The sequence below is a fragment of the Nevskia sp. genome (genome assembly GCF_023266035.1).
Taxonomy (GTDB): Bacteria; Pseudomonadota; Gammaproteobacteria; order Nevskiales; family Nevskiaceae; genus Nevskia.
Window position 1 is genome coordinate 1 of the sequence record NZ_JAHFRY010000003.1, and the last position, 20,928, is coordinate 20,928.

Annotated in this window: 16 protein-coding genes; 7 read left to right on the forward strand and 9 right to left on the reverse strand. The window is 66.9% G+C overall.

The window, feature by feature from the left end; translation table 11 throughout:
- From Q0D45_RS00115 to Q0D45_RS00125, 3 genes are all read right to left on the reverse strand, one after another.
- The coding region (locus Q0D45_RS00115) for a hypothetical protein (RefSeq protein WP_293387045.1) at window positions 1-523 on the reverse strand (523 nt) is incomplete at its 3' end.
- A 224-nt stretch (window positions 524-747) separates the two neighbouring features.
- A complete protein-coding gene (locus tag Q0D45_RS00120) occupies window positions 748-2,403 on the reverse strand; it encodes an ATP-dependent DNA ligase (protein ID WP_293387047.1) in 1,656 nt (551 codons plus the stop codon).
- A gap of 12 nt (window positions 2,404-2,415) precedes the next feature.
- A complete protein-coding gene (locus Q0D45_RS00125; RefSeq protein WP_293387049.1) occupies window positions 2,416-2,805 on the reverse strand; it encodes a GFA family protein in 390 nt (129 codons plus the stop codon).
- A 311-nt stretch (window positions 2,806-3,116) separates the two neighbouring features.
- Between Q0D45_RS00125 and Q0D45_RS00130 the strand changes: the two genes are divergently transcribed.
- The 6 genes from Q0D45_RS00130 (at window position 3,117) to Q0D45_RS00155 (ending at window position 8,335) form a co-directional block, all read left to right on the forward strand.
- Window positions 3,117-5,081: a DEAD/DEAH box helicase gene (locus tag Q0D45_RS00130; RefSeq protein WP_293387051.1), complete on the forward strand. Its 1,965-nt coding sequence runs from the start codon at window positions 3,117-3,119 to the stop codon at window positions 5,079-5,081.
- A gap of 136 nt (window positions 5,082-5,217) precedes the next feature.
- On the forward strand, window positions 5,218-5,628 hold the full coding sequence (locus Q0D45_RS00135) for a glycine zipper domain-containing protein (RefSeq protein ID WP_293387053.1): 411 nt from the start codon (window positions 5,218-5,220) through the stop codon (window positions 5,626-5,628).
- Between the two features lie 38 nt (window positions 5,629-5,666).
- Window positions 5,667-5,981 (forward strand): hypothetical protein, encoded by a 315-nt coding sequence (locus Q0D45_RS00140; RefSeq protein WP_293387054.1) that lies wholly within the window; start codon window positions 5,667-5,669, stop codon window positions 5,979-5,981.
- A gap of 100 nt (window positions 5,982-6,081) precedes the next feature.
- Window positions 6,082-6,504, forward strand: coding sequence for a hypothetical protein (locus Q0D45_RS00145; protein ID WP_293387055.1), 423 nt, complete (start codon window positions 6,082-6,084; stop codon window positions 6,502-6,504).
- A 38-nt stretch (window positions 6,505-6,542) separates the two neighbouring features.
- Window positions 6,543-7,460: a pirin family protein gene (locus tag Q0D45_RS00150; RefSeq protein ID WP_293387057.1), complete on the forward strand. Its 918-nt coding sequence runs from the start codon at window positions 6,543-6,545 to the stop codon at window positions 7,458-7,460.
- Window positions 7,461-7,462: 2 nt separating this feature from the next.
- Window positions 7,463-8,335 (forward strand): hypothetical protein, encoded by an 873-nt coding sequence (locus Q0D45_RS00155; protein ID WP_293387059.1) that lies wholly within the window; start codon window positions 7,463-7,465, stop codon window positions 8,333-8,335.
- A 2-nt stretch (window positions 8,336-8,337) separates the two neighbouring features.
- On the opposite strand, the gene Q0D45_RS00160 is transcribed toward Q0D45_RS00155, so the two are convergent.
- The 5 genes from Q0D45_RS00160 to Q0D45_RS00180 all read right to left on the reverse strand — a co-directional run bounded on the left by Q0D45_RS00160 (window position 8,338) and on the right by Q0D45_RS00180 (window position 14,300).
- Window positions 8,338-9,075 (reverse strand): hypothetical protein, encoded by a 738-nt coding sequence (locus tag Q0D45_RS00160; protein WP_293387061.1) that lies wholly within the window; start codon window positions 9,073-9,075, stop codon window positions 8,338-8,340.
- A gap of 107 nt (window positions 9,076-9,182) precedes the next feature.
- Window positions 9,183-9,878 carry a queuosine precursor transporter gene (locus Q0D45_RS00165; protein WP_366946289.1) on the reverse strand — a complete coding sequence of 232 codons (696 nt, stop codon included), beginning with the start codon at window positions 9,876-9,878 and terminating at the stop codon, window positions 9,183-9,185.
- A 130-nt stretch (window positions 9,879-10,008) separates the two neighbouring features.
- Window positions 10,009-10,404 (reverse strand): hypothetical protein, encoded by a 396-nt coding sequence (locus tag Q0D45_RS00170; RefSeq protein ID WP_293387065.1) that lies wholly within the window; start codon window positions 10,402-10,404, stop codon window positions 10,009-10,011.
- Window positions 10,401-12,587, reverse strand: a complete 2,187-nt coding sequence (locus Q0D45_RS00175; protein WP_293387067.1) for a toll/interleukin-1 receptor domain-containing protein — start codon at window positions 12,585-12,587, stop codon at window positions 10,401-10,403. Before Q0D45_RS00175 ends, Q0D45_RS00170 begins: the two co-directional genes overlap by 4 nt.
- Before the next feature lie 153 nt (window positions 12,588-12,740).
- A complete protein-coding gene (locus Q0D45_RS00180) occupies window positions 12,741-14,300 on the reverse strand; it encodes a deoxyribodipyrimidine photo-lyase (protein WP_293387069.1) in 1,560 nt (519 codons plus the stop codon).
- A 463-nt stretch (window positions 14,301-14,763) separates the two neighbouring features.
- Between Q0D45_RS00180 and Q0D45_RS00185 the strand changes: the two genes are divergently transcribed.
- The gene (locus Q0D45_RS00185; RefSeq protein ID WP_293387071.1) at window positions 14,764-16,059 is read left to right on the forward strand and encodes a VCBS repeat-containing protein; all 1,296 of its coding nucleotides are present in this window, start codon (window positions 14,764-14,766) and stop codon (window positions 16,057-16,059) included.
- On the opposite strand, the gene Q0D45_RS00190 is transcribed toward Q0D45_RS00185, so the two are convergent.
- The gene (locus Q0D45_RS00190) at window positions 16,056-20,921 is read right to left on the reverse strand and encodes an Ig-like domain-containing protein (protein ID WP_293387073.1); all 4,866 of its coding nucleotides are present in this window, start codon (window positions 20,919-20,921) and stop codon (window positions 16,056-16,058) included. The two genes, Q0D45_RS00185 and Q0D45_RS00190, sit on opposite strands and share 4 nt — an antisense overlap.
- Window positions 20,922-20,928: the final 7 nt, after the last annotated feature.

Genomic DNA, 20,928 nt, shown 5'->3' on the forward strand with positions numbered 1-20,928 from the left:
ACAGCCGTGAGCGGATCGGGGGAGCCGTCGGCTCCTCCTTGCCGACAGGCGCATCGCTCGCCTGTTCGACGGGCCGTTGTGCGGGGGCGGCTGGCGGAGCCGCTAGCGGGCGCTGCAGATGCGCGTCCGTGGTGGGCAGCGAGGGCTGATCGAAGAACACCTGTTCGGCGATCGACTGCGGCCCGAAGTGCAGCACCAGGTAGCTCGGCCCGGCGCCTGCCGGCACCAGCACGGCCGGGTTGAGGCCCGGTCCGCCACCGGTCTTGGGCTGCAGGTTGATCAGCTCGACCTGCAGCGACAGGAAGTCTTCGGAGCGTAGTACCCATTGCCGCTTCGGGCGCGGCAGCAGCGGCAGGCGCGGCACTTTCACCAGTTCCAGATCGGTGCGCAGCTCGGGTTGTCGAACCAGCAGATCGGTGAGCTTCGCCAGCGGTTGGATCTTGACCGCGCGGCGCGGGGTCAAGATCCGCTCGTTGATGCCATCAACCAAGGAAGGACCGCCGAGCCGACTGCGTCTGGCCATGTCGCGTTCTCCGATTCTGATGCCGCTTTTTTTGTCTGCGACGCCCCTAGCGCCGAACGCCGAACTTACGCCCGGTGTGCTGATGGCGCCACCTCGAATCAGAGATGTGGCTCACAAGTCTTCAGCCCTTTTTCGGGCAAGTGGAAGCGCAGTGGCTGCAAACATGACCCGGCTCACATGAGCCTTGCCGCCGACACGGCTGGCGACCCCGGGCAAGGGGACCGTCAGCGTTTCAGGAACATCTTCAGGTCATCGAGGGTGTTGGCATCTGTTGATTTTTTATCGGTTCGCCAGCGCGCGATGCGTGGAAAGCGCAGCGCGATGCCGGCCTTGTGCCGCGACGAAGCCTGAATGCCTTCGAAGGCGATCTCGAAAACCTGCCCGATCTCGGGGCTGGCGTCGACGCTGCGCACCGGGCCGAACTTCTCTCGCGTGTGCTGCTTGATCCAGTGATCCATCTTGGTCAGCTCGGCATCGGTCAGACCGGAGTAGGCCTTCGCCACCGGCAGCAGCGCGCCTTCGCCGGGCAGCGGGCCGGCCCAGACGGCGAGCGTGTAATCGGTATAGAGATTGGCGCGCCGGCCATGACCGGCCTGGGCGTAGACGAGCACACAGTCGATGCTCATCGCGTCGAGCTTCCACTTCCACCAGGCGCCACGCCGGCGGCCGGCCTGATAGCCGGAATCGAGCCGCTTCAGCATCAGGCCTTCGACGCCGCGTTCGCGAGCTTCGGCGCGCTGCGCGGCGAGGCTGCTCCAGTCCTTGGCTATAAGACATTCGGAAAGCCGTAGCCGCGGTGCGGCGAGCTGCGCGACGATCATCTCCAGCTGCGCGCGTCGCTCGGCCAGCGGCCGCGCCCGCCAGTCCGCGCCCTGCCATTCGAGCAGGTCGTAGGCGACGAACGCGACCGGCGCGTCGGCGAGCAATTTCTTGCCGACGATCTTGCGGCCGATGCGGGTCTGCAGCTTGGCGAACGGCAGCACCTGGCTGCCATCGTGAGCGAGGATTTCGCCGTCCAGCACGGTGCCGTCCGGTAACAGCGCGGCGGCGGTTTCGATTTCCGGGAAGCGGCCGTTGAGCAGTTCTTCGCCACGCGACCACAGAAAGCTCTGCCCGGCGCGCCGGATCAGCTGGCCGCGAATGCCATCCCATTTCCATTCGGCGAGCCAGTCGGCAACCGGCCCGAGCCCCGACGGCAGGCCGTCCTGCCAGACGCCATCCGCTGCGTCTTCCACCGGACTCGCGAGGCAGAACGGATACGGCTGCGAGGGATGGGCTTCGGTCGTGCCCGGTGCGAGCAGTGCTGCGAACGCGTCTGCCGAAGGCTGCCAGTGGCCGCCTTGCTGGGCCATGAGTCGTTGTGCAATCAAGCTGTCGGGCAAGCCGGCATGCGCCGCCAGCGCGCGAGCCGCGAGACCGGACGACACGCCGACGCGCAGCGAGCCGGTCAGCAGCTTGTTGAACAGAAAGCACTCGGGAAGCTCCAGCCCTGCCCAGACCTCGATCAGGGCGGCGCGCTGCTCGTCCGGCGGACGGTCGCGCAGCGCCATCAGCCAGGCGACCCATTCCGCCAGGCCGCGCTCGATCGGCGCAGGTCGGTCGGCGCGATCGAGCAGCAACGCCAGGGTTTCGGCGAGATCGCCGACATGGGCGTAGCACTCCTCGATCACTGTCGGCGACAGGCCGGTGGCGTCGCCGATCCAGGCGCGCAACTGGGTCGGCGCGATCAGGCGTTTCAGCCGCTCCCCGGTCAGGAAGTACAGGCCCCAGGCGGCATCGGCAGGCGGCGTGGCGGCGAAGTAGGTGCGCATCGCTTCGACTTTCGCCGAGGTGGCGCGCGTCTCGTCCAGCCGCGCATAGAGGGCGGCGAAGCGCTTCACCGCGTGCGGCGCTCAGTCACCGAAGCGCGGCAACTCGTCGTTCGTGGTGTCCCAATCGGCCTTGGCGCCGAGCAGGTAGTGGTAGTCCGGTGTCCGGCCGGCCGGCTGGTCGAGCGAGCCGAGGCGGATGCGTACGAGTTCCGGATAGCTCGCCGATTCGCTGTACACCGGCGAGCCGCAGTTCGAGCAGAACCAGCGCTTCTTGCCGGGGCTGGAGGCGTAGGCCTTCAGCAGCTCGCTGCCCGAGAGCAGGCGGAACTGGTCACGCGGCACCGGCGCGTTGGCCGCGAACGCGGTGCCGCTGGCCTTGCGGCACATCGCGCAATGGCAGAGGCCGATGCGCGTGACCTCGCCATCGAATTGGTAGCGGATGCTGCCGCAGAGACAGCTGCCTGCTTGCATGATCGAGCCTCGAAGGAAGCGTGGAAATGTTGTGCGACTTCCAAGGCGGAAGGCTGATTTGAAGACCGTGGGACGATGCCAAAATTCCATCGTGACGGCCGTCGCGAATATTTCACGGCGCGAGTGTGTGGCCTCTTGCAGACCAGCCATCTGCCTTCACATTTCGCCGCTCGCCGATGGCTGGGCCCACAAGCGAGTAAAATCGCGCCGTCATTCGAGTGCCGCTGTTCTTGCGGGCGTTCGCCGGCCTTTCAACTGGCCTCCCCCAAGACCCGGACGCTCGTGCGCGAGTGTCTCTTTCAGGTATCGACATGTCCGAACCGGCTGCTGAAGTTTCCGTCACGTTCCGCGATCTCGCGCTTTCCGAACCGGTGCTTTCTGCGCTCGACGCAGTCGGTTACGAGTCTCCTTCGCCGATTCAGGGCGCCACCATTCCGCATCTGCTCGCCGGCCGCGATGTCCTCGGCCAGGCGCAGACCGGTACCGGCAAGACCGCCGCCTTCGCGCTGCCGATCCTGTCCAAGCTCGATTCCGAGCAGCGTCTGCCGCAGGCGCTGGTGCTGGCGCCGACGCGCGAACTGGCGATCCAGGTTGCCGAAGCCTTCCAGAAGTACGCCGCGAAGATTCCCGGCTTCCACGTGCTGCCGATCTACGGTGGCCAGAGCTATGGCCCGCAGCTGTCGGCGCTGAAGCGCGGTGTGCATGTCGTCGTCGGCACGCCGGGCCGCGTGCTCGATCACATGAAGCGCGGCACGCTGGATCTGTCGCAGATCAAGTGCCTGGTGCTCGACGAAGCCGACGAAATGCTGCGCATGGGCTTCATCGAGGACGTCGAATTCGTCCTCAAGGAAACCCCGCCGGAGCGCCAGGTGGCGCTGTTCTCGGCAACCATGCCGGCGGTCATCCGCCGCATCGCCCAGACCTATCTGAAGGACCCGGCCGAAGTCACGATCAAGTCGAAGACCTCCACCGCGACCAACATCCGCCAGCGCTACTGGCTGGTGTCGGGCATGCAGAAGCTCGATGCGCTGACCCGCATCCTCGAAGCCGAATGCTTCGACGGCATGATCATCTTCGCCCGCACCAAGGCGGCGACCCAGGAACTGGCGGACAAGCTCGAAGCGCGCGGCTACAACGTCGCTGCGCTCAACGGCGACATGGAACAGCGCGCCCGCGAGCTGACCGTGAACCGTTTGAAGGATGGCCGTCTCGACATCGTCGTCGCCACCGATGTCGCCGCCCGCGGTCTCGACGTGGAGCGCATCAGCCACGTCTTCAACTACGACATCCCGACCGATACCGAAAGCTACGTGCACCGCATCGGCCGCACCGGCCGCGCCGGGCGCTCGGGCGAAGCGATCCTGTTCGTCGCGCCGCGCGAGCGGCACATGCTGAAACTGATCGAACGCGCCACGCGCCAGCCGATCACGCCGATGGAGTTGCCGTCGGTCGAAGCGGTCAACACCCAGCGCATCGCCCGCTTCACGCAGAAGATTTCCGATGCGCTGGCCAGCGGCGGTCTCGAACCGTTCCGGCCGATCATCGAAGCCTTCGAGCGCGAGAAGAACATCCCGGCGATCGAGATCGCCTGCGCGCTGGCCAAGCTGGTGCAGGGCGATGCCTCGTTGCTGCTCGACGACGTGCAGGAACTGCCGAAGCCGCGCAGCTACAGCGTCGAGTCATCGTCCTCGCCGTCGAGCTACAGCCCGCCGCCGCGTCGCGAATACGATCGCAGCGCGTCTGCCGAGCGCGGCGAGCGTCCGGCCCGCCCGGCGCGTCCGCGTCCGGAAGCAGGCAGCAGCACCGGCGCTGCGCCCTACGAACGCAGCAGCGAACGGCCGGCCCGTTCCGAACGCACGGAACGTCCCGAGCGCAGTTCGCCGTCAGCCTCGCTGGCCGGGGCGCCCTCGTTCGCTGCGCGCAGTGAAGAGACGCCGCGCCCGAAGCGCGCGCCGCGTGAAGAATCGGTGCCGATGGAAACCTTCCGCGTCGAAGTCGGCCATGTCCATGGCGTCAAGCCGGGTAACATCGTCGGCGCGATCGCCAATGAAGCCGGTGTCGAGTCGAGCTTCATCGGCCGCATCGAGATCGAGAACGAGTACAGCCTCGTCGATCTGCCGGCCGGCATGCCGAAGGAAATCTTCCGTGACCTGCAGAAGGTCTGGGTCGTAGGTCGTCAGCTCAAGCTGAGCCGGCCGGGCGCACCGCCGGCGAAGACGCCATATGAAGCCGGCGCAACCTCGCGCCCGAAGGCGAAGAAGCCGCCGAGTGTCTGAAGCTTTTCCTTGCGCGGCTGACCGTTGGTCGGTCGCGCAAGGAGTTCAGTTCTGATTCAGCGCGACCTCTGCAATCTGTGCCCAGCACGACGCGAATCCGCGTCGGTCAGCGGATCACGGAAACAGGAGTCACGTCATGTTCAAGACCTTCATTGCAACCGCCTTGCTGCTCGGCGCGGCCACCAGCATTCCGGCTTCGGCCGGCAACCGTGGCAACGCCATCCTCGGCGCGGTGATCGGTGCTGCGGCCGGGGTCGCCATCGGCGACTCGGTGGGTGGACGTGATGGCGCAGTGGTCGGCGGTGCCGTCGGCGGCCTGGTCGGTGCGTCGATCGGCAACCAGAGCGGCCGTCGCAACGACGATCGTCGTTACGATGCCCGCTATGACAATCGCTACGACAACCGTCGCTATGACAACCGTTACGACGGTCGCTACGAGCGCAGCTACCAGCCGCGTTACCAGCCCCGCTATGTCGAATATCGCGGTTACGATCGCGGCCGCGACAATGGCCGCAATCATCGCCACGACCGTTACTGCAACGACTGATTGCGGCTGGCCATTCCAGAAGAAATGAGGAGATTTCGATGAACCGTAAATTTGCTGCTGCGTTGGCCTTGGCCGCCTTGCTGTCCGGCACCGCCTACGCTGGCGATACGACGAACGCTGTCATCGGTGGCGCCATCGGCGGCGGTGCCGGTGCCGCGGTCGGTGATTCGGTGGGCGGCCGTGATGGCGCCATCGTCGGTGGCGCATTGGGCGGCGCGCTGGGCGCCGGTATTGGCGTCAATGCGGGCTCTGACAACGGTCGCGACGATCGTCGCAGTCGGGTCGAGAACGATCGCCACGAGCATCACCATCATGACAACGGCAAGCACAAAGGTCAGCGCAAGAAGCGCTAGTACGAGTGATCGGCAGCTTGTCGCACGCTGTTCGAAAGCCCGGCTCCTGCCGGGCTTTTTGCTGGAGCTCGTCGAGCTCGTTCTGCACCGATAATGACTCATGCCCCTGAACGTTCCCAAGACCATCCTCGAAGCCGCGATCGGCAACGGCCAGGTACGCCGCTTTCGTGATTTCGCGCTGGTGGTGCTCGATGGCGAAGGCGCGCTCTGCGTGCCCAACGATATCTGGCTGCCGGCCGCGTCCTGGGCGACATCACGCGCGCCGTCCGGCAATCGCATGCGCGATCGCATGAATCTGCTGCAGCGGCTGGAAGTGCTGGTCACCCGGCGCGGCACGGCCGTGGTGTCGACCACCGGCGGGCCGGTGCGGCTGGCGCGACTGCGCGACCTCATGAAGCGCGATGGCCTGGACATCGGGGAATGGAATTTCCCGCCGCAGGCGGTGCTCGATCAGGCGCTGAACCCGACGCCGTTGCCGACGAAGCCGGAGCCGCCACCGACGACGCCTGAAGACGCCACCTAGCGCCTATCATTCGGCATCCCCTTCGGAATGTTCGATCGATGAATTCGTCTTCAAGCGCCGCGTCCAGTTGCATCCTCGACCGCATCGCCGGCCGCAGCCGCGATCTCGGCGGTTTCTCGGTCAAGCGGGTGCTGCCGATCGCCCATCGCAAGATGGTCGGCCCGTTCATCTTCTTCGACGAGATGGGCCCGGCGAGCTTCGCTGCCGGCAGCGGCATGGATGTGCGGCCGCATCCGCATATCGGCCTGGCCACGGTCACCTATCTGTTCGAAGGCCGCATCCGCCATCGCGACAGCCTAGGCACCCTGCAGGACATCACGCCGGGCGACGTCAACTGGATGACCGCCGGGCGCGGCATCGTCCACTCCGAGCGCACCCATCCGGACGATCGCGCCAGCGGCTACGCGGTGCACGGCATCCAGAGCTGGGTGGCGCTGCCGGTGGTCGACGAGGAATGCGCGCCGGCCTTCGTCCATCACCCGGCGGCCAGCCTGCCGGCCTTCGAGCAAGAGGGCGCCAGCCTGCGCTTGATCGCCGGCCACGCCTACGGCCGCTGCTCGCCGGTCGAGGTGCGCTCGCCAACTTTCTACCTTGCAGCCGAACTGCCAAGCGGCATCCGGCTGACCATGACCGACGAGCACGAAGAGCGCGCCGTCTACGTGGTCAGCGGCGCCGTGACCATCGGCGGCGAGCGCTTCGAGCCCGGCGAGCTGGCGGTGCTGGTGCCCGGTGCGGAAGCGATCGTCGTCGCCGACGTTGAAAGCCGGGTGATGCTGCTCGGCGGTGCCCGTCTGCCCGAGGAGCGCCAGATCTGGTGGAACCTGGTGTCGACGCGTGCCGAGCGCATCGAGCAGGGCAAGCGCGACTGGCTCGCCTATGGTCAGGAAAGCGGTCAGCACGGCCCATTCGGCCAGGTGCCGGAGGAACACGAGTTCATTCCGCTGCCGGCGAACTGAGCTTGGCAACGATCCCTGCTGCGATTGACTGCGAGTTCGACAGCTATGTCGGCATCGACTGGTCCGGCGCCGCGCAGCCGGGCTATGCCGGCATCGCCGTCGCCCGCTGTGCGGCGGGACGCGCCGCGCCGCAGCTGGTCAAGCCGCCGGGCAAGACCTGGACGCGGAGCAGCGTGCTCGACTGGCTGCGTGCCGAACTGGCGCGTCCGCAGCGGCTGCTGGTCGGGTTCGACTTCGCCTTCCATCTGCCTGGCGATGGCCGCGCTGCTTCAGTGCTGTGGGCGGAAGTCGAAGCTCGCTGCGCGGCCGAGCCGGACTTGCTGGGCCGCGCCTACGCGGAGGGCGATCGACGTTTCTGGACCGCCGGCCCGCAGCCCAAGGGCTGGAACGAACAGCCGCGCAGCGCCGAAACCGCCTGCCGCGAGGCCGGGCTTGGCAATCCGCAGACGCCGTTCCAGCTGATCGGCGCGAAGCAGGTCGGCAAGGGCGCGCTGGCCGGCATGCGCCTGCTGCATCGCCTGGAAACACAGGTGCGTGAGCGGGTCGCGATCTGGCCGTTCGATACGTCCGCCGGACAGGATCGCCGCTCGGTCTGCGTCGAAATCTATCCGCGCCTGTACATCCGCAAGGCCGGCTTCGGCAATGCCAAGCTGCGCAGCCGCGAGGACATCAACCACGTGCTGAACGCGCTGGCCAGCATCGGACTGTCACCGGCCAAGGCCGCCAGTTCGGCAAGCGTCGAGTTCGATGATCACCAGGCCGACGCGCTGGTCACTGCGGCCGGTCTGCGCGAAGCCGCCAGCAAGCCGGCGCTGTGGGCGGCCGGTGCCGGCGAGGCGGAAGGCTGGATCTTCGGCGTGCCGAAGATCGCCTGAAACTATTTCCCGAACAGCCCACCGAACGAACGCAGATCGGGCAGCACGGTCGGTTCGGCGGGTAGCGCGAAACGCGATGGCGGCGGCGTTGCGGTATCGAGTTTCTCGAGCCTGAAACTGCGGCCGACTCTGAGGATGCCAGTGCCGCGCTGCTTCAGTTCGGCAGCCAGACGCTCGTTGGCGTTGGCGTCAAGTTCCGGCAGCGAGCGCGCCAGCAGGCGGCCGGTGCTGAGCATCGCGTCGGTCAGCTCGCGCACTTTCGGATCATTGGTCAGCACCATTTCGTCGACCCGCTGACGGCCGGCCTTGTTGACCGTGGTCAGCTCCCAGACTCTGCCCGAGAAACCGGCGATGGTCTCGATCGCGCCCGGTCCGGTCAGGTTCACGTAGCGGCCGTCGGTGATCAGCGAGCGCGGCGCCAGGCTGCGCGCCATGCCGCCCATGGTCTGCATCATCTGCGCGAAATTGAGCACGATCGGCTGGCCTTCAAGCGCGGTGATCGCGTAGGGCACGTTGTCACGGACGATCAGATAACCCTCGCGACGGTTCTCGGCCTGCACACGGACATGGGCGGTGCCATCGAACTCGATGCTCGAACGCACGACCTGCAAGCTGGGCTGGCTGAAATCCTCGCCGGCCAGCACGGTGGCGGTGCCGCCGGCCTGAGCGGCTTGCAGCGCGGAGAAGCCGAACAGCAGGGGCGCAAACAGACGAGCAGACGCTTTGAAAGACAAACTCATGCGGATGGTCCCGAGTGACAGTTGGTAGAAACGGGGTTGGGGCAACGATCGGCCACCGTCGCAGTTCGAACCCGAACGCCCGCTGAATGAGGGCTGCCGTGTCGCGACTACTTGACCGTTTGGGTCTCGCCTTCATCCTTCAGCGAGAACGGCGAGAACGAGATGTCGCGATCGTAGGTGTCGACGCCTTCGGCGCGCTTCAGCGCATTGACCACCCAATAGGTGGCCGGCGTGAACGCCACTTCGACGCCGATCTTGAACAGCACGTTGAAGACCATCAGCGAAGCCAGGGTCGCGTTGTCGAGCAGGCTGTAGAACGCGATCGGATAGAACAGCAGGCTGTCGATGCCCTGGCCGCAGATCGTCGAGCCGATGGTGCGCATCCACAGATGCCGGCCTTCGCTCCAGATCTTCATCTTCGCCATCACGAAGGAATTGACGAAGTCGCCGACCCAGTAGGCGACCATGCTGGCGACAACGATGCGCCAGGTATTGCCGAACACCGTTTCCAGCGCCGGCTGCAGAACCTTGTTGTAGTCGCTGGTCGGGCTCGCCGGCATGCCAACGACGATCGCGCTCATGAACGTTGCGAAGATCATGGCGCCGAAGCCGGCCCAGATCGCACGCCGGGCACGCGCGTAGCCGTACACCTCGGTCATCACGTCGCCGAAGATGTAGCTGATCGGGAAGAACAGATTGCCGGCACCGAAGGTGACGATGCCGATCACCGGCAGGGTGACGATGCAGGCCTTGGCCGGGCCGATCAGGTTCGAGCACAGCAGCACGGCTACCGTGCCGGCCATCAGAAAGTCGAAGTAGCGGAAGTTGCGCAACGTGGGACTCCGGAGGATCACCGTGAACGTGGCGTCATTGTCCACCTGTTACGGCAAAGCTTCTCTGATGCCGATGAGGCGTCGATAGACCCATGCGCCATCAGTATCGTGGTCCTCCGCTATTGCTGATCGTCGGGTCGAAGTCCGGCGGGTTCGGGGTGCCGTTGATGCCGAGAAAATAGAACGTGGCCTTGCCGGTTTCCCAGGCGTTGTCGTCGGGGTTGACGGTGATCGTGATTTTGTTCGGCTCCAGGTCCCAGCTGATCGCGCTGCTGCGGTCCACGCCGGCCACATCGAAGCGCACCGGCCGGGTCGGATTGAATTTGTAGAGCTTGGCGGCGGCGGGCGTCATCTTGTAGGTGACCGTATCGGCGTCGGCGCGCTTTCTGGCCCAGATCAGCTTGACGATGCCGATGCCGCTGTCATTGCCGCTGCGGATTGCGGGCAGCGTGAGGAGCTTCGGGAAATTCTGTCTCGGCGGGAAAAGCTTGATCATGGATCAACTCCGGTTTTCGATAGGCTTGGATGGCGTGCATCCGGTGAGTACTGGCTGCACAGCTGCGCACTGAGTGGTGCATTTCGCTTGCCGCAATGGCGGTCGATAAAGCGCTGCACACTGTAGGTCCACGGTGCCTTGGTGTTTGGCAGCGCTGCGTCTGGAATGTGATCTGCGCCACTCATCAAGCCCAGCAGGGCACGAAGACGTGCGCTTGCATGCAGGTCATCCGCCTTGTTGTCGTCCGTGTCGGTCAGCGCGGCCCGCGCCGCTGCACGATGAACTTGAGCCGCCGCGTCGTTGTGATCTTCATAGACCGCCAGTTCCAGCGCATACAGATGCGCCTGCGCGTAGTCGATGCGATCCGGCTTCGCATCCGGAAGGACGTTGCCGACGAAGCTCAAGGCCTCGTCGGCTACCGACCGGGCCTTGGCAGCATCGCGCTGCAGCCAGGCGATCTCGTACGCAAGCGCTGCTGCTGTCATGTAGCGACGACGGGTTTCATGATTGGTCCCGTCGTTAGAGAGCAGGTCTTTCAGTGCTCGGAACGATGCCGCATTTTCGCTCGCCGCAGCCTCCAGCCTGTTGGCCTGAAACTCGGCGTTGGCGGCGATCTGCGAATGCATCAGCACGGTCTGGCGATAGTCGTAATTGGTCGGATCGGCATCGACCATTTGCCTGGCGAGCGCGGCACCCTCGGCGGCTGCGCTCAGGGCAACGGCGGTATCGCCGGTATCGAGTGCGGTGTAACCCAAGGTCGACAGAGAGAAGACCAGCTCGTAGCGCTGGCGAAGATCGTCCGGTTGGCTGCGCACCAGGGCACGCAGCAGGTCGGTGTGCTCCTGCAGTTTGGCGAGCGCTTCTGTGTTGCGGCCGAGACGGAGCAGGGTCGAACCCTGCCAGGACAGGGCGCCGAGCAGCTTGACCGCTTCAGGCGCCAGTTCGTTGCTATCGAGCAGCCCGCGCGCTTTCGCGGCCACCTGCTCGAACAGCGGCAGCGCTTCGCTGTAGCGGTGACGTTCGAAAGCGAGGATCGCCAGATTGTTCAGCGCATAGGCGACCTCGATCTGCCAGTTGCGATTGGCCGGATCGCGGCCGACCAGCTTCTGGGAAATGGCCTGGTAGGCGAGGAAATTGGTTTCCGCCTGATCGAACTGGCCGGCACGCCAGCCTGCGTAGCCAACCCAAAACTCGGTCTGGCCCAGCTCGAACAGCAGCGCGTTGTCGTCCGGTGCAGCGGCCACCAGATCGCGCTGCAGCTTCAGCGCGGCGGACAGGGTTTCCACCGCATCGGCCGGCCGGCCTTGGGCGAAGCGCACTTCGCCGATCTGGCGCAGTGCCTTGGCGCGTGCGCCGAGCGCGCGCGGGCCGGGATCGCTGCCGCGATCGAGGCCGGCGAAGTAGGCGGTGGCCCGGTCGCCGACGGCATCGAGAATGTCGAGCTTGCCGAGCGGTTCGAGCTTGCCGCGCAGATCGCCGAGCATGAAGCCGATCAGTTCTTCGCCCTGCTGGCGGCTGTGCTCGGCTTCGCGCTGGGCGAGCACGGCGAAGATCGCCAGCGCCACGGTGATCGCCGCAACGCCAAGGCTCAATCCGGCGAGCACCGCCAGCCTGCGATTGCGGGCAATCAGATCGCGGCGCTTGAGTTCATCGAAGCCGACGCCGAGCAAGCCGGCGATGATCTTCAGCCGGGCGTTGTCGCGGCCATCGGCATCGTCATCGAGCTGGGCGGCCATCGGCTCCAGCGGCAGGCCGTTGAGCTTGGCGTTGCGCAGTGCCGGCGGAAAGCATTCGCGTTCCGGATGACCCTTGGCGGTGGCGTTCGGTTCGCCGTCGACGATCAGGCACAGGAGACTGGCCGGGTCGCGGACGTTCAGAAAATGTTCGACTTCTTCGTTGACCCAACGCGACGTCGCCGCGTGCGGCGAGCAGATCAGGATGTAGCAGCGGCTTTGCGCGATCGCCTGCCGCAGCTGCTCGGCGAGCGCGCCGGCGGACAGCTCCTCGCGATCGCGGAAGATCGGATACAGACGGGCGGGTACCGGGCCGAACTGGCCGGCGCTGCCGACCAGACGCTTCGGCACGCGATAGCTTTCGAGCGCGCGATGCAGCCATTCGGCGACCTTGCGATCGCGATGGCTGTAGCTGATGAAGCCCGGATACTTGTAGTTGCTGCCGGTCACGCCCGCTCCCCCCAACCCCAACATCAGCCTGCTCGACCTCAACCAGCTTCCGCCTTGTCCTGTCGTCGTAGCGATCGCTTGTACGCATGACGGCGGTCAGGCCGCGAGCGTAGTCAGCTTGTCCCGGTGCGGCAAGCGTCTGCGGCCAGCGGTTCAAGCCCGATCGTCGGGCTCGTCCTCGAAATCCAGCCCGAGCTGTGCCTGCGCCACTTTCTTGCGCGGCCGGGTGGTTGGCGGCAGCCCGGCTTTGCGGCTGCCGTGACGCTGCTGGATGACCTCGGCCTGACGATGGAACGCGGCCCCGTCGCGTACTGCCCAGACCCGGTCCCGCGCCTCGCGGGCGGTGGCTATCGGGTCGACGATCGGCAGTGGATAGTCGCGGCCGAGCCAAACGCCGGCCTCGGCCTGCTGGCGTTCGTCCATCTGCCACGGCATGTGGATCAGCGGCGCTGGCAGCCTCGAAAGTTCCGGCAGCCAGCGGCGGATGAAGATGCCGTCCGGATCGTGATCGAGCCCCTGCTTGACCGGGTTGTAGATGCGGATGGTGTTGATGCCGGTGACGCCGCTCTGCATCTGCATCTGCGGGTAGTGGATGCCGGGTTCGTAATCGGTGAACAGCCGCGCCAGATGCAGCGCCGGGCGCTGCCAGTGCAGCCACAGGTGGTAGCTGGCCACGGCGCACAACATCGCCCGCATCCGGAAGTTGATCCAGCCGGTGGCGATCAGGCTCTTCATGCAGGCATCGACGAAGGGCAGGCCGGTGCGCCCCTCGCACCAGGCGGCAAAGCGTGCCTCGTCGAACTCGTTTTCGCGCAGGCCGTCGTACGCCGGATGGGTGTTGGTGAATTCCAGGCGCGGTTCGGATTCCAGCTTCTGGATGAAATGGCAGTGCCAGTGCAGCCGCGCGATGAACGCCCGCAGCGCGCGCTTCCAGCTGCCTTGCTGATCACGCGGCTGCGCATCGAGCATCCGCAACTGCATCGCCGCCGCCTGCGCGGTTTCGCGGATCGACAGCGTGCCCCAGGCCAGATGTGGCGACAGCCGCGAGCAGGATTCGGCGGCGGTCAGCGGGCTCGACAACTCGCGGTGATAGTGGCCGCCGCGCTCGGTGAGAAAGCTGTGCAGCGTGCGCTGTGCTTCCGAGCGGCCACCGCGCTGGCGGCCTGGGCAGGCATCGGCCGCCAGCCACGGCAGTTGCTGTGGCGGCATCGGGCCGGGATCGACATCGAGCGACATCAGGTTGGCCGGTGGTTCGGCGCAATCGGCGGACATCATCCGATCCCAGCGCCGTGCCCAGCCTTCGCGCGAGCCGAGCCGGCGGATCACGCCCTGCTGGGCGATCTCGGTCCAGGCGATGCCCTGCTCGCGCGCCCAGGCGCCGACCGCGAGATCGCGGCCATAGCTCCAGTCGTTGCCGGTTTCCTGATGGCTCCAGAGCACGAACGAGCCCCGTTTCGCCCGCAGCGCTTCAAACACGGCCACCGCCTCGCCGCGACGGATCACCAGCGGCTGGCCGAGCTTGGCGAGCGCGGCGCGCAACTCGATCAGCGATTCGCGGATGAACGCCCAGTGACGGCCCGAGGCGTCCGGCTGCTGCCAGAGCATCGGTTCGATCAGGTAGATCGGCAGCACAGGTCCAGTTGCCGCAGCCAACGTCAGCGGCGCATGGTCGGCAATGCGCAGATCGCGCTTGAACCAGACGACTTGCAGCATCACAGTGCGGCTCGTGGAGATGGGGTCATCAAGTCTAGGGGCCGGCCAACGCAGCCGGCGGCGGCGTTTTGAGGACTCGTGTTGCAAGCGGGGCGCCCGGTTGGCGGGGCTGCCGTGGCTGCGGTCGAGGAGGGGCAATAATGAATATTAAATCAATAATTTGCGGGAAAATTATCGGCTGGAGTGCTACTCCTGCGACTTCAATCGGCCGAGGAGACAGCCTGCGCAGCGCGCGGAGGAGGGGCCGGAACCGACGCTATTGCCGGCCGTGTCCGGTCATCGCAGGCAATCCCGTCTGGACCTGAAGCGCCGCCTGGATCGATACGCAGAACCATCCGGGTGGCGTCAGCGCGACGTCGGTGTCGGTGAGCATTTTCGCAGCGAGTTGAAAATCATGAATGGGATTGGAACTGTCGCCATCAGGCCGGCGTCGTGGGCGCTCGTCCTGTCGGCAATGGGCTTGTTGGCCGCACCGCCAGCGATGGCCGAGGCGACGCCGGTTGCGCAGAAGCCGCTGACGCTGAGCCTGTCGACCGAGCTCGCGCTGGCGCCGAAAGCTCGGGTGGGCGCTGCGCTCGGTGCCGCCGGAGGGCGTGATCCCTATGCCATCGCGGTCGGCGATTTCGATGGTGATGGCAAGCCCGATCTGGCGGTGACCAACCACGCTGGCAGCACCGTATCGATCCTGCTCAACGATAGCGAAGCGCAGGCTGCCGAAGGCCGCTACCGGCTGGTAGCCAGCTTCGCCGTCGGCAGCTTGCCGCACGCCGTCGTAGGGGGTGATTTCAATGGCGATGGCAGGCCCGACCTGGCTACCGCGAACATCGGCGACAGCAGCGTCTCGATCCTGCTCGCCGACAGCGCCACCAGCGGCGAGGTCCATTTCAACGTGCTCAACCTGCCGATCGAAGGCCTCGGGCCGATCGCCATCGCCGCCACGGATTTCAATGGCGACGGCAAGCTCGACCTGGCCACTGCGAACTACTACGGCGGCACTGTTTCGATCCTGCTCAATGACACCGTGCGCGGCTCGATGGCGGCCCGCTTCAGCGTTGTGACCAGTCTGATGGCCGGGATGGACAGCGGCCCCTATGCACTCGCCATCGGCGACTTCAACGGCGACGGCAAGCCCGATCTGGCGACCGCCAACAGCTACGACAACAGCGTGGCGATCCTGATCAACGACACGCTTCGGGGCAGCCGTGAGCCGCGCTTCATCCGGGCTGCCAGCCCGGCCGTCGGTCAGGGCCCGATCGCGATTGCCGTCGGTGATTTCAATGGCGACCACCAGCCCGATCTGGTCACCGCGAACCACTACGACGACAGCCTGTCGATCCTGCTCAACGAGACGGCACCGGGTGCTGCCGGTGCCAGCTTCGGCATTGCCGCGAACACCATCGTCGGCCTCAACAGCGGCTTGACTGCCGTTGCCGTGGTCGATTTCAACGGCGACGGCAAACCCGATCTGGTCACCGCCAACGACGGCAGCGACAGCCTGTCGATCCTCGGCAACGACACCGTGCAGGGCGCGGCGGCAGTCCGCTTCAGCGTCGTCGCCAGCCCGGTGGTCAGCGGCAATCTGTACGCACTGGCGATCGGCGATTTCAACCGCGACGGCAAGCCGGACCTCGCGGTGACCTCGGGCGGCAATTCGGACGGCAGTACCGTTTCGACCCTGAGCAACGACACCCCGGCCCGCCTGCTGCTGCAACCTCGGACACTGCAGGCTCGGGATGACGATCGGCTCTCGAAACCCTAGTAGCGGAACTCCAGGGCCAGCGCCGCGCGTAGCAGGCGCTTGCCCTGCTCGGGCCAGTACATCTGGGTATCGATGAGCACCGCCCAGCGCGCATCGAGCGTGTGGCGCACGCCGAGCCCGGCCATGACGCCGCCGAAATCATCGTTGCCGCGCTCGGTGATGCCGTTGATCGTCACCCGGCGTTCGGAATGTCCGTAGTAGCCGCCGAGGCGGGCGATGGCATCGAGCGTCGGCGATAGCGGCAGGCTGTAGCGCAGGCGAAGGCCATAGGCATCGCCGCCGATCGGCAGTGCGTTCAGCAAGTCGCGGCCGAGCTGCTGCGGGTTCGGCGAGGTGCCGCTGACGATGGCGCCATAGCGGCCGAGGTTGTCGTAGGACGCTTCCAGCGCCAGCCAGTCGTTCAGCTCGCGGCCGCCATAGACGCCCCAGCTGAAGTCCAGCGTGTTGATCGTCGCATCGGCATCGTTGCCATTGCCGGCGATGGCGCGATCGCCGTCGCCACGCTGGCCGCTGGCGGCGTTGCCGATCGCCACGCCGGTGTACCAGGCGTTGCTTGATTCGGCAGGTGCCGGCCCCGCAGCCGAGGCACCGGCCGACAGCAGCAGTGCAGCGGCACCGATCAGCCCGTGTCCGCGCAGCATCCGCCAGCGCATGGCGATCCGGCGCAGCAGGGCCGCCAGTGCCAGCCAGCCGAGCAGGCCGCCAGCTGCACCGCCGCCGCGTCGGGCCGAGCCGTTGACGCTGTCATCCGGCACCACGACCGGCGGGATTACGGCGGCCACCACGGTGACGGTGACGGTGGCGGTCTGCGTGTCGTCGCCTTCGGCATTCGGGCGGCGGCTCGCGTTGCCGGCGCTGACCAGCGGTGGCGCTGCGGTTTCGCGGCGCGGTGTGCCTATCGTGTACTGGAACGTATCGGTGCCGGCGAAGCCGCTGGCCGGGGTATAGCGGATCGCGCCATCGACGATCTCCGCCGTGCCATTGGCCGGGCTGGTGACCGATGCGATCTCGAAGGCATCGCCATCGGCGTCCCGATCATTGGCCAGCACGTCGACCAGCACGGCGCTGCCGGCCGGCGTCGTCGCCGTGTCGTTGACGGCCATCGGCGGCGTGTTGACCGGCGCTGCGGCGCTGACCGTGATGGTCACCGTGGCGGTCTGGCGATCGTCGGCTTCGGCAGCCGCGACGCGGTCTGCCCGAGCCGGCGGCGCCGGGCTCTGGCCGTCGTTGATCGTGTAGCTGAAGCTGTCGGTGCCGATGAAGCCGGCGGCCGGCGTGTAGAGCAGCTGGTTGTCGACGATCTCGGCCGTGCCATTGGCCGGCGTGCTCACCGCGACCACGCTTAAGGAGTCGCCGTCGGCGTCGCTGTCGTTGAACAGCACGTTGATCAGCGCAGCGGTGTTGACGGTGGTCTCGGCGCTGTCGTCGACGGCGACCGGAGCCGTGTTCTGCACAGGCCCACCGGCCGTGACCGTGGTGAAGTCCTCGCGGAACTCGTCCGGCCCGGCGCTGAGAATCAGGGTGGTGGTCACCGCCGTGCCCGGAGTCGCGGCGCTGGTATGGCGGACGCAGATGCGCATGCCGTTGTAGACCTTTTCCATCGACGTTTGGAAGGCGGGGGCGCCTTCGCCGGCGCAGCCGTCGGAGTACTCGCCGTTCTCGACCCGGATCAGCGCCGGCACCGACGGTTCCAGGCCCGAGACGGTGTAAACGTTCGAGCGCTGCTCGGTGCTCAGCGGCACGTCGACGCGATCGTCGAACGAGAAAGCATCGGGCCGGGTATCGACGCTGGCGCCACCGCAGAGCCGCGCCAGTTCGAGGCTGGTGTTGCTGGTCACGCGGTTGTCGAGATTGCCGACCAGCACGGCGCCGAGGCTGTCGACGGCCAGGCCGCCGAAGATCACCGAGCCGGCCAGCGGCACGCTGACGCGGTCGTCGCCGAAGCCGGTGTCCGGCAGGCCGTCGGCATAGAAGCGGGCGACCTCGGTGCGTTCGTCGCTGGTGCTGCCGCCAGTCAGGAACTTGCCGTCCGGCTGCAGCACCAGCCACTTGGTCGCGGTCCGGGCCAGGCCGCTGGTCAGTTCGCGGGTGTTGCTGGCATCGCGGAACACGAAGCCATCGCCGCCGAACGTAGTGTCCGGGCTGCCGTTGGCGTTCAGGCGGCCGATCACGCACTCGGCGGTGAACAGCAGCTTCTGGTCCGGCTGCACCAGCAGTTCCGGGCGGATGCAGAAGCCATCACCGCGGATGTCGCGAACCACGCCGCCGCTGCCGAAGCTGGCATCCAGGCTGCCGTCCGCCGCATGGCCGAACAGGCGCACTTCGTTGACCGCATCGGTGGTGTCGATGACCACGATCCGGGTGCCCTGCACCCGCACCCGGTAGCCGGTGCTGCTCATGGCGAACGCCGCCGGGCTGCGATTCAGGAACACGCCGTTGACGCCGTCGGCGTCGTTGTTGCCGAAGCTGTCGCCGGGGGTGCTGTCGCTGGCCGAGCCGTCGTCGAGCGTGCCGTCGACATTGAAGCGGGCCAGGAAGTAGCCGATCGACTGGCCGGTGGTCTGGGAAATGCTGCCGATGCCGACGATGCGGCCATCGGCCTGCACGGCGACGCCGACCAGGGTGCCGACCTCGCTGTTTGGCAGCGGCTTCGGCAGGGTCACGCCGCCATCGCTGCCGAAGCTGCCGTCACGGCTGCCGTCCGGATTGAGGCGCAGCACGGCGCTGTCGACATTGGCGAAGCCGCCCTGGATGCCGAGGCGCGCGGTCAGCACCAGTTTGCCGTCTGGCTGCCGTACGGCGTCGGAATAGCCGCCGCTGAAGTCTCGGCCGTCGAGGCTGTCGGCATCGGCGAGGCCGTCACCTGAAAAATTGCTGTCGTCGAGACCGCGGACGGTGAACTGGAACAGCGCCGGATCGGACTCGTTGCTCGGGAACGGGCTGCCCGGCCGGACGCGGGTGAAATTGGCGCCGGCAGCGATCTGCACGCTGTCGTCATCGCGCAGCAGCATGGTCGGCCGGAAGCTGTTGTCGGCACCGATCGCGCGGCTGCGGCGGCCATCGGTACCGAAGCCGATGTCGAGCGTGCCGGGAATCGTCCCCACGGCGCAGCTGCCGCCGGCGGTGACGCTGATGAAGTTCTCGCTGACCGCATCGTCACCGACGCCGATGGTCAGCCGGGTGACGGTGCGGGTGCCGGGCGTGGCGGCGGAGTCGTGGCGCACGCGCACGACATCGCCATTGCGCACCAGGCGGATGGCATTGCCGGCGCTGGCGTCGGTGTTGACGCCGAAGCTGCCGTTCTCGATGCGCACCAGCGCCGGCACGGTGAGGCCGCTGATCAGCACATTGCTGTCCAGCCCGGCCACCGTCACGGCATTGGATTCTCGCCCGGTGCTGACCGGCACGTCGAACTGATCGACCAGCACGAAAGGATTGACCTTGGTCGGCACCGAGGCGCCGCCCTGCAGGCGCGCGACATAGGTCAGTGCCGGTTCGCCGAACACGCTCTGGCTGCCGATGACGACGATGCGGCCGTCCGCCGCCAGTGTCAGCGCCAAGGACGTGTTGCCGTTCTGCTGGCTTTGCCGCGGGCCACGCAGCAGTGGGCCGACATCGCCGAAGCCGGTGTCCTGCAGGCCGTTGGCCAGGAAGCGGCCCACCTGCGCGCCGGTGAAGCCCGGCGTACCGCCGAGGCTGGTGCGCGCCAGCACCAGGATCTTGCCGTCGGGCTGCAGTGCCAGATCGCGGATGTCCGCGGCCACGGCTTGGCTGTTGCCGCCGGTGCCGGAGGCGAGATCCTGATTGTTGCTGCTGTCGACGATGCCATCGCCGTTGCCGAAGCTGGGATCGAGGCTGCCGTTGGGCAGCAGTTGCAGCAGCGAGCCGACGCCGATACCGGGGCGGAAGGCGAACACCAGGCGGCGATCCGGCCGGATCGCCACGCCCAGGCCGGCGCCAAAGCCGCTGAAGCCGATCTTGACTACGCCGCCGGTGCCGAACGCCGGGTCGAGCTGGCCGCTGGCGGTGAGGCGCACCGCACCGAAGACGCCGCCCTGGCTGTTGAGCGTGGCGTTGCCGGTGAAGATCGCCGCGTCGCCATCGAGCACCAGGCCGCTGATATCGCTGATCGCGTCCTGCGGCGAACCGGAGGTCTGCGCGAAGCAGCCGTCGACGCCATCGGCATCGCCTGCGCCATAGCTGGCGTCGAGCGCGCCGGTGCCCAGATAGCGGCAGACCACCCAGGCATTGGTGAGGCCGCCGGTGCCGCTGCGCACGTAATTGGCGGCGACCAGAATGCGGCCCTGGCCGTCCACCGCCATCGGCTGCATCACCACGCCGTTCTGCCAGCCGCCCGCGCTGGCGGGGAATGCGGAAGTCGACAGCGACACCCGGCCCTCAGTACCGAAGCCGGCATCGAGCGCGCCGCCGGCGGTGAACTTGATCAAATCGAAGCGCGGTGCGCCGTTCTCGGTGGCCAGCGCCACATAGCCGCCGTCCGGTGTGGCGGCGACCCGGCCGAAGCCGGGGACGTTCAGCCCGCCGATGACGTCCTGGCTGAAGCGGCCATTGCTGGCGAAGCTCGCATCCGGGGCGCCGTTGGCCAGCAGCATCAGCAGCGCCGGGATGGTGTTGGTGCTGCCGAGCGGGCCGGAATCCGCCGCGATCAGGGTGCGGCCATCGGCCAGGGCCAGCACGTCGCCATAGGTGCCGTTCTCCGAGCGGTTCAGCGCAGTCAGCAGATGCCCCGGCACTTCGCTGGCCGGGCCGAGCGTGGTGTCGTAATCGGCCGGCGCGGCCAAGGCATCTGGGGCGGCGATGCTGAGCAGCGACAGCAGCAAGGCGGGGATGGCGGACTTCATGTCGGTT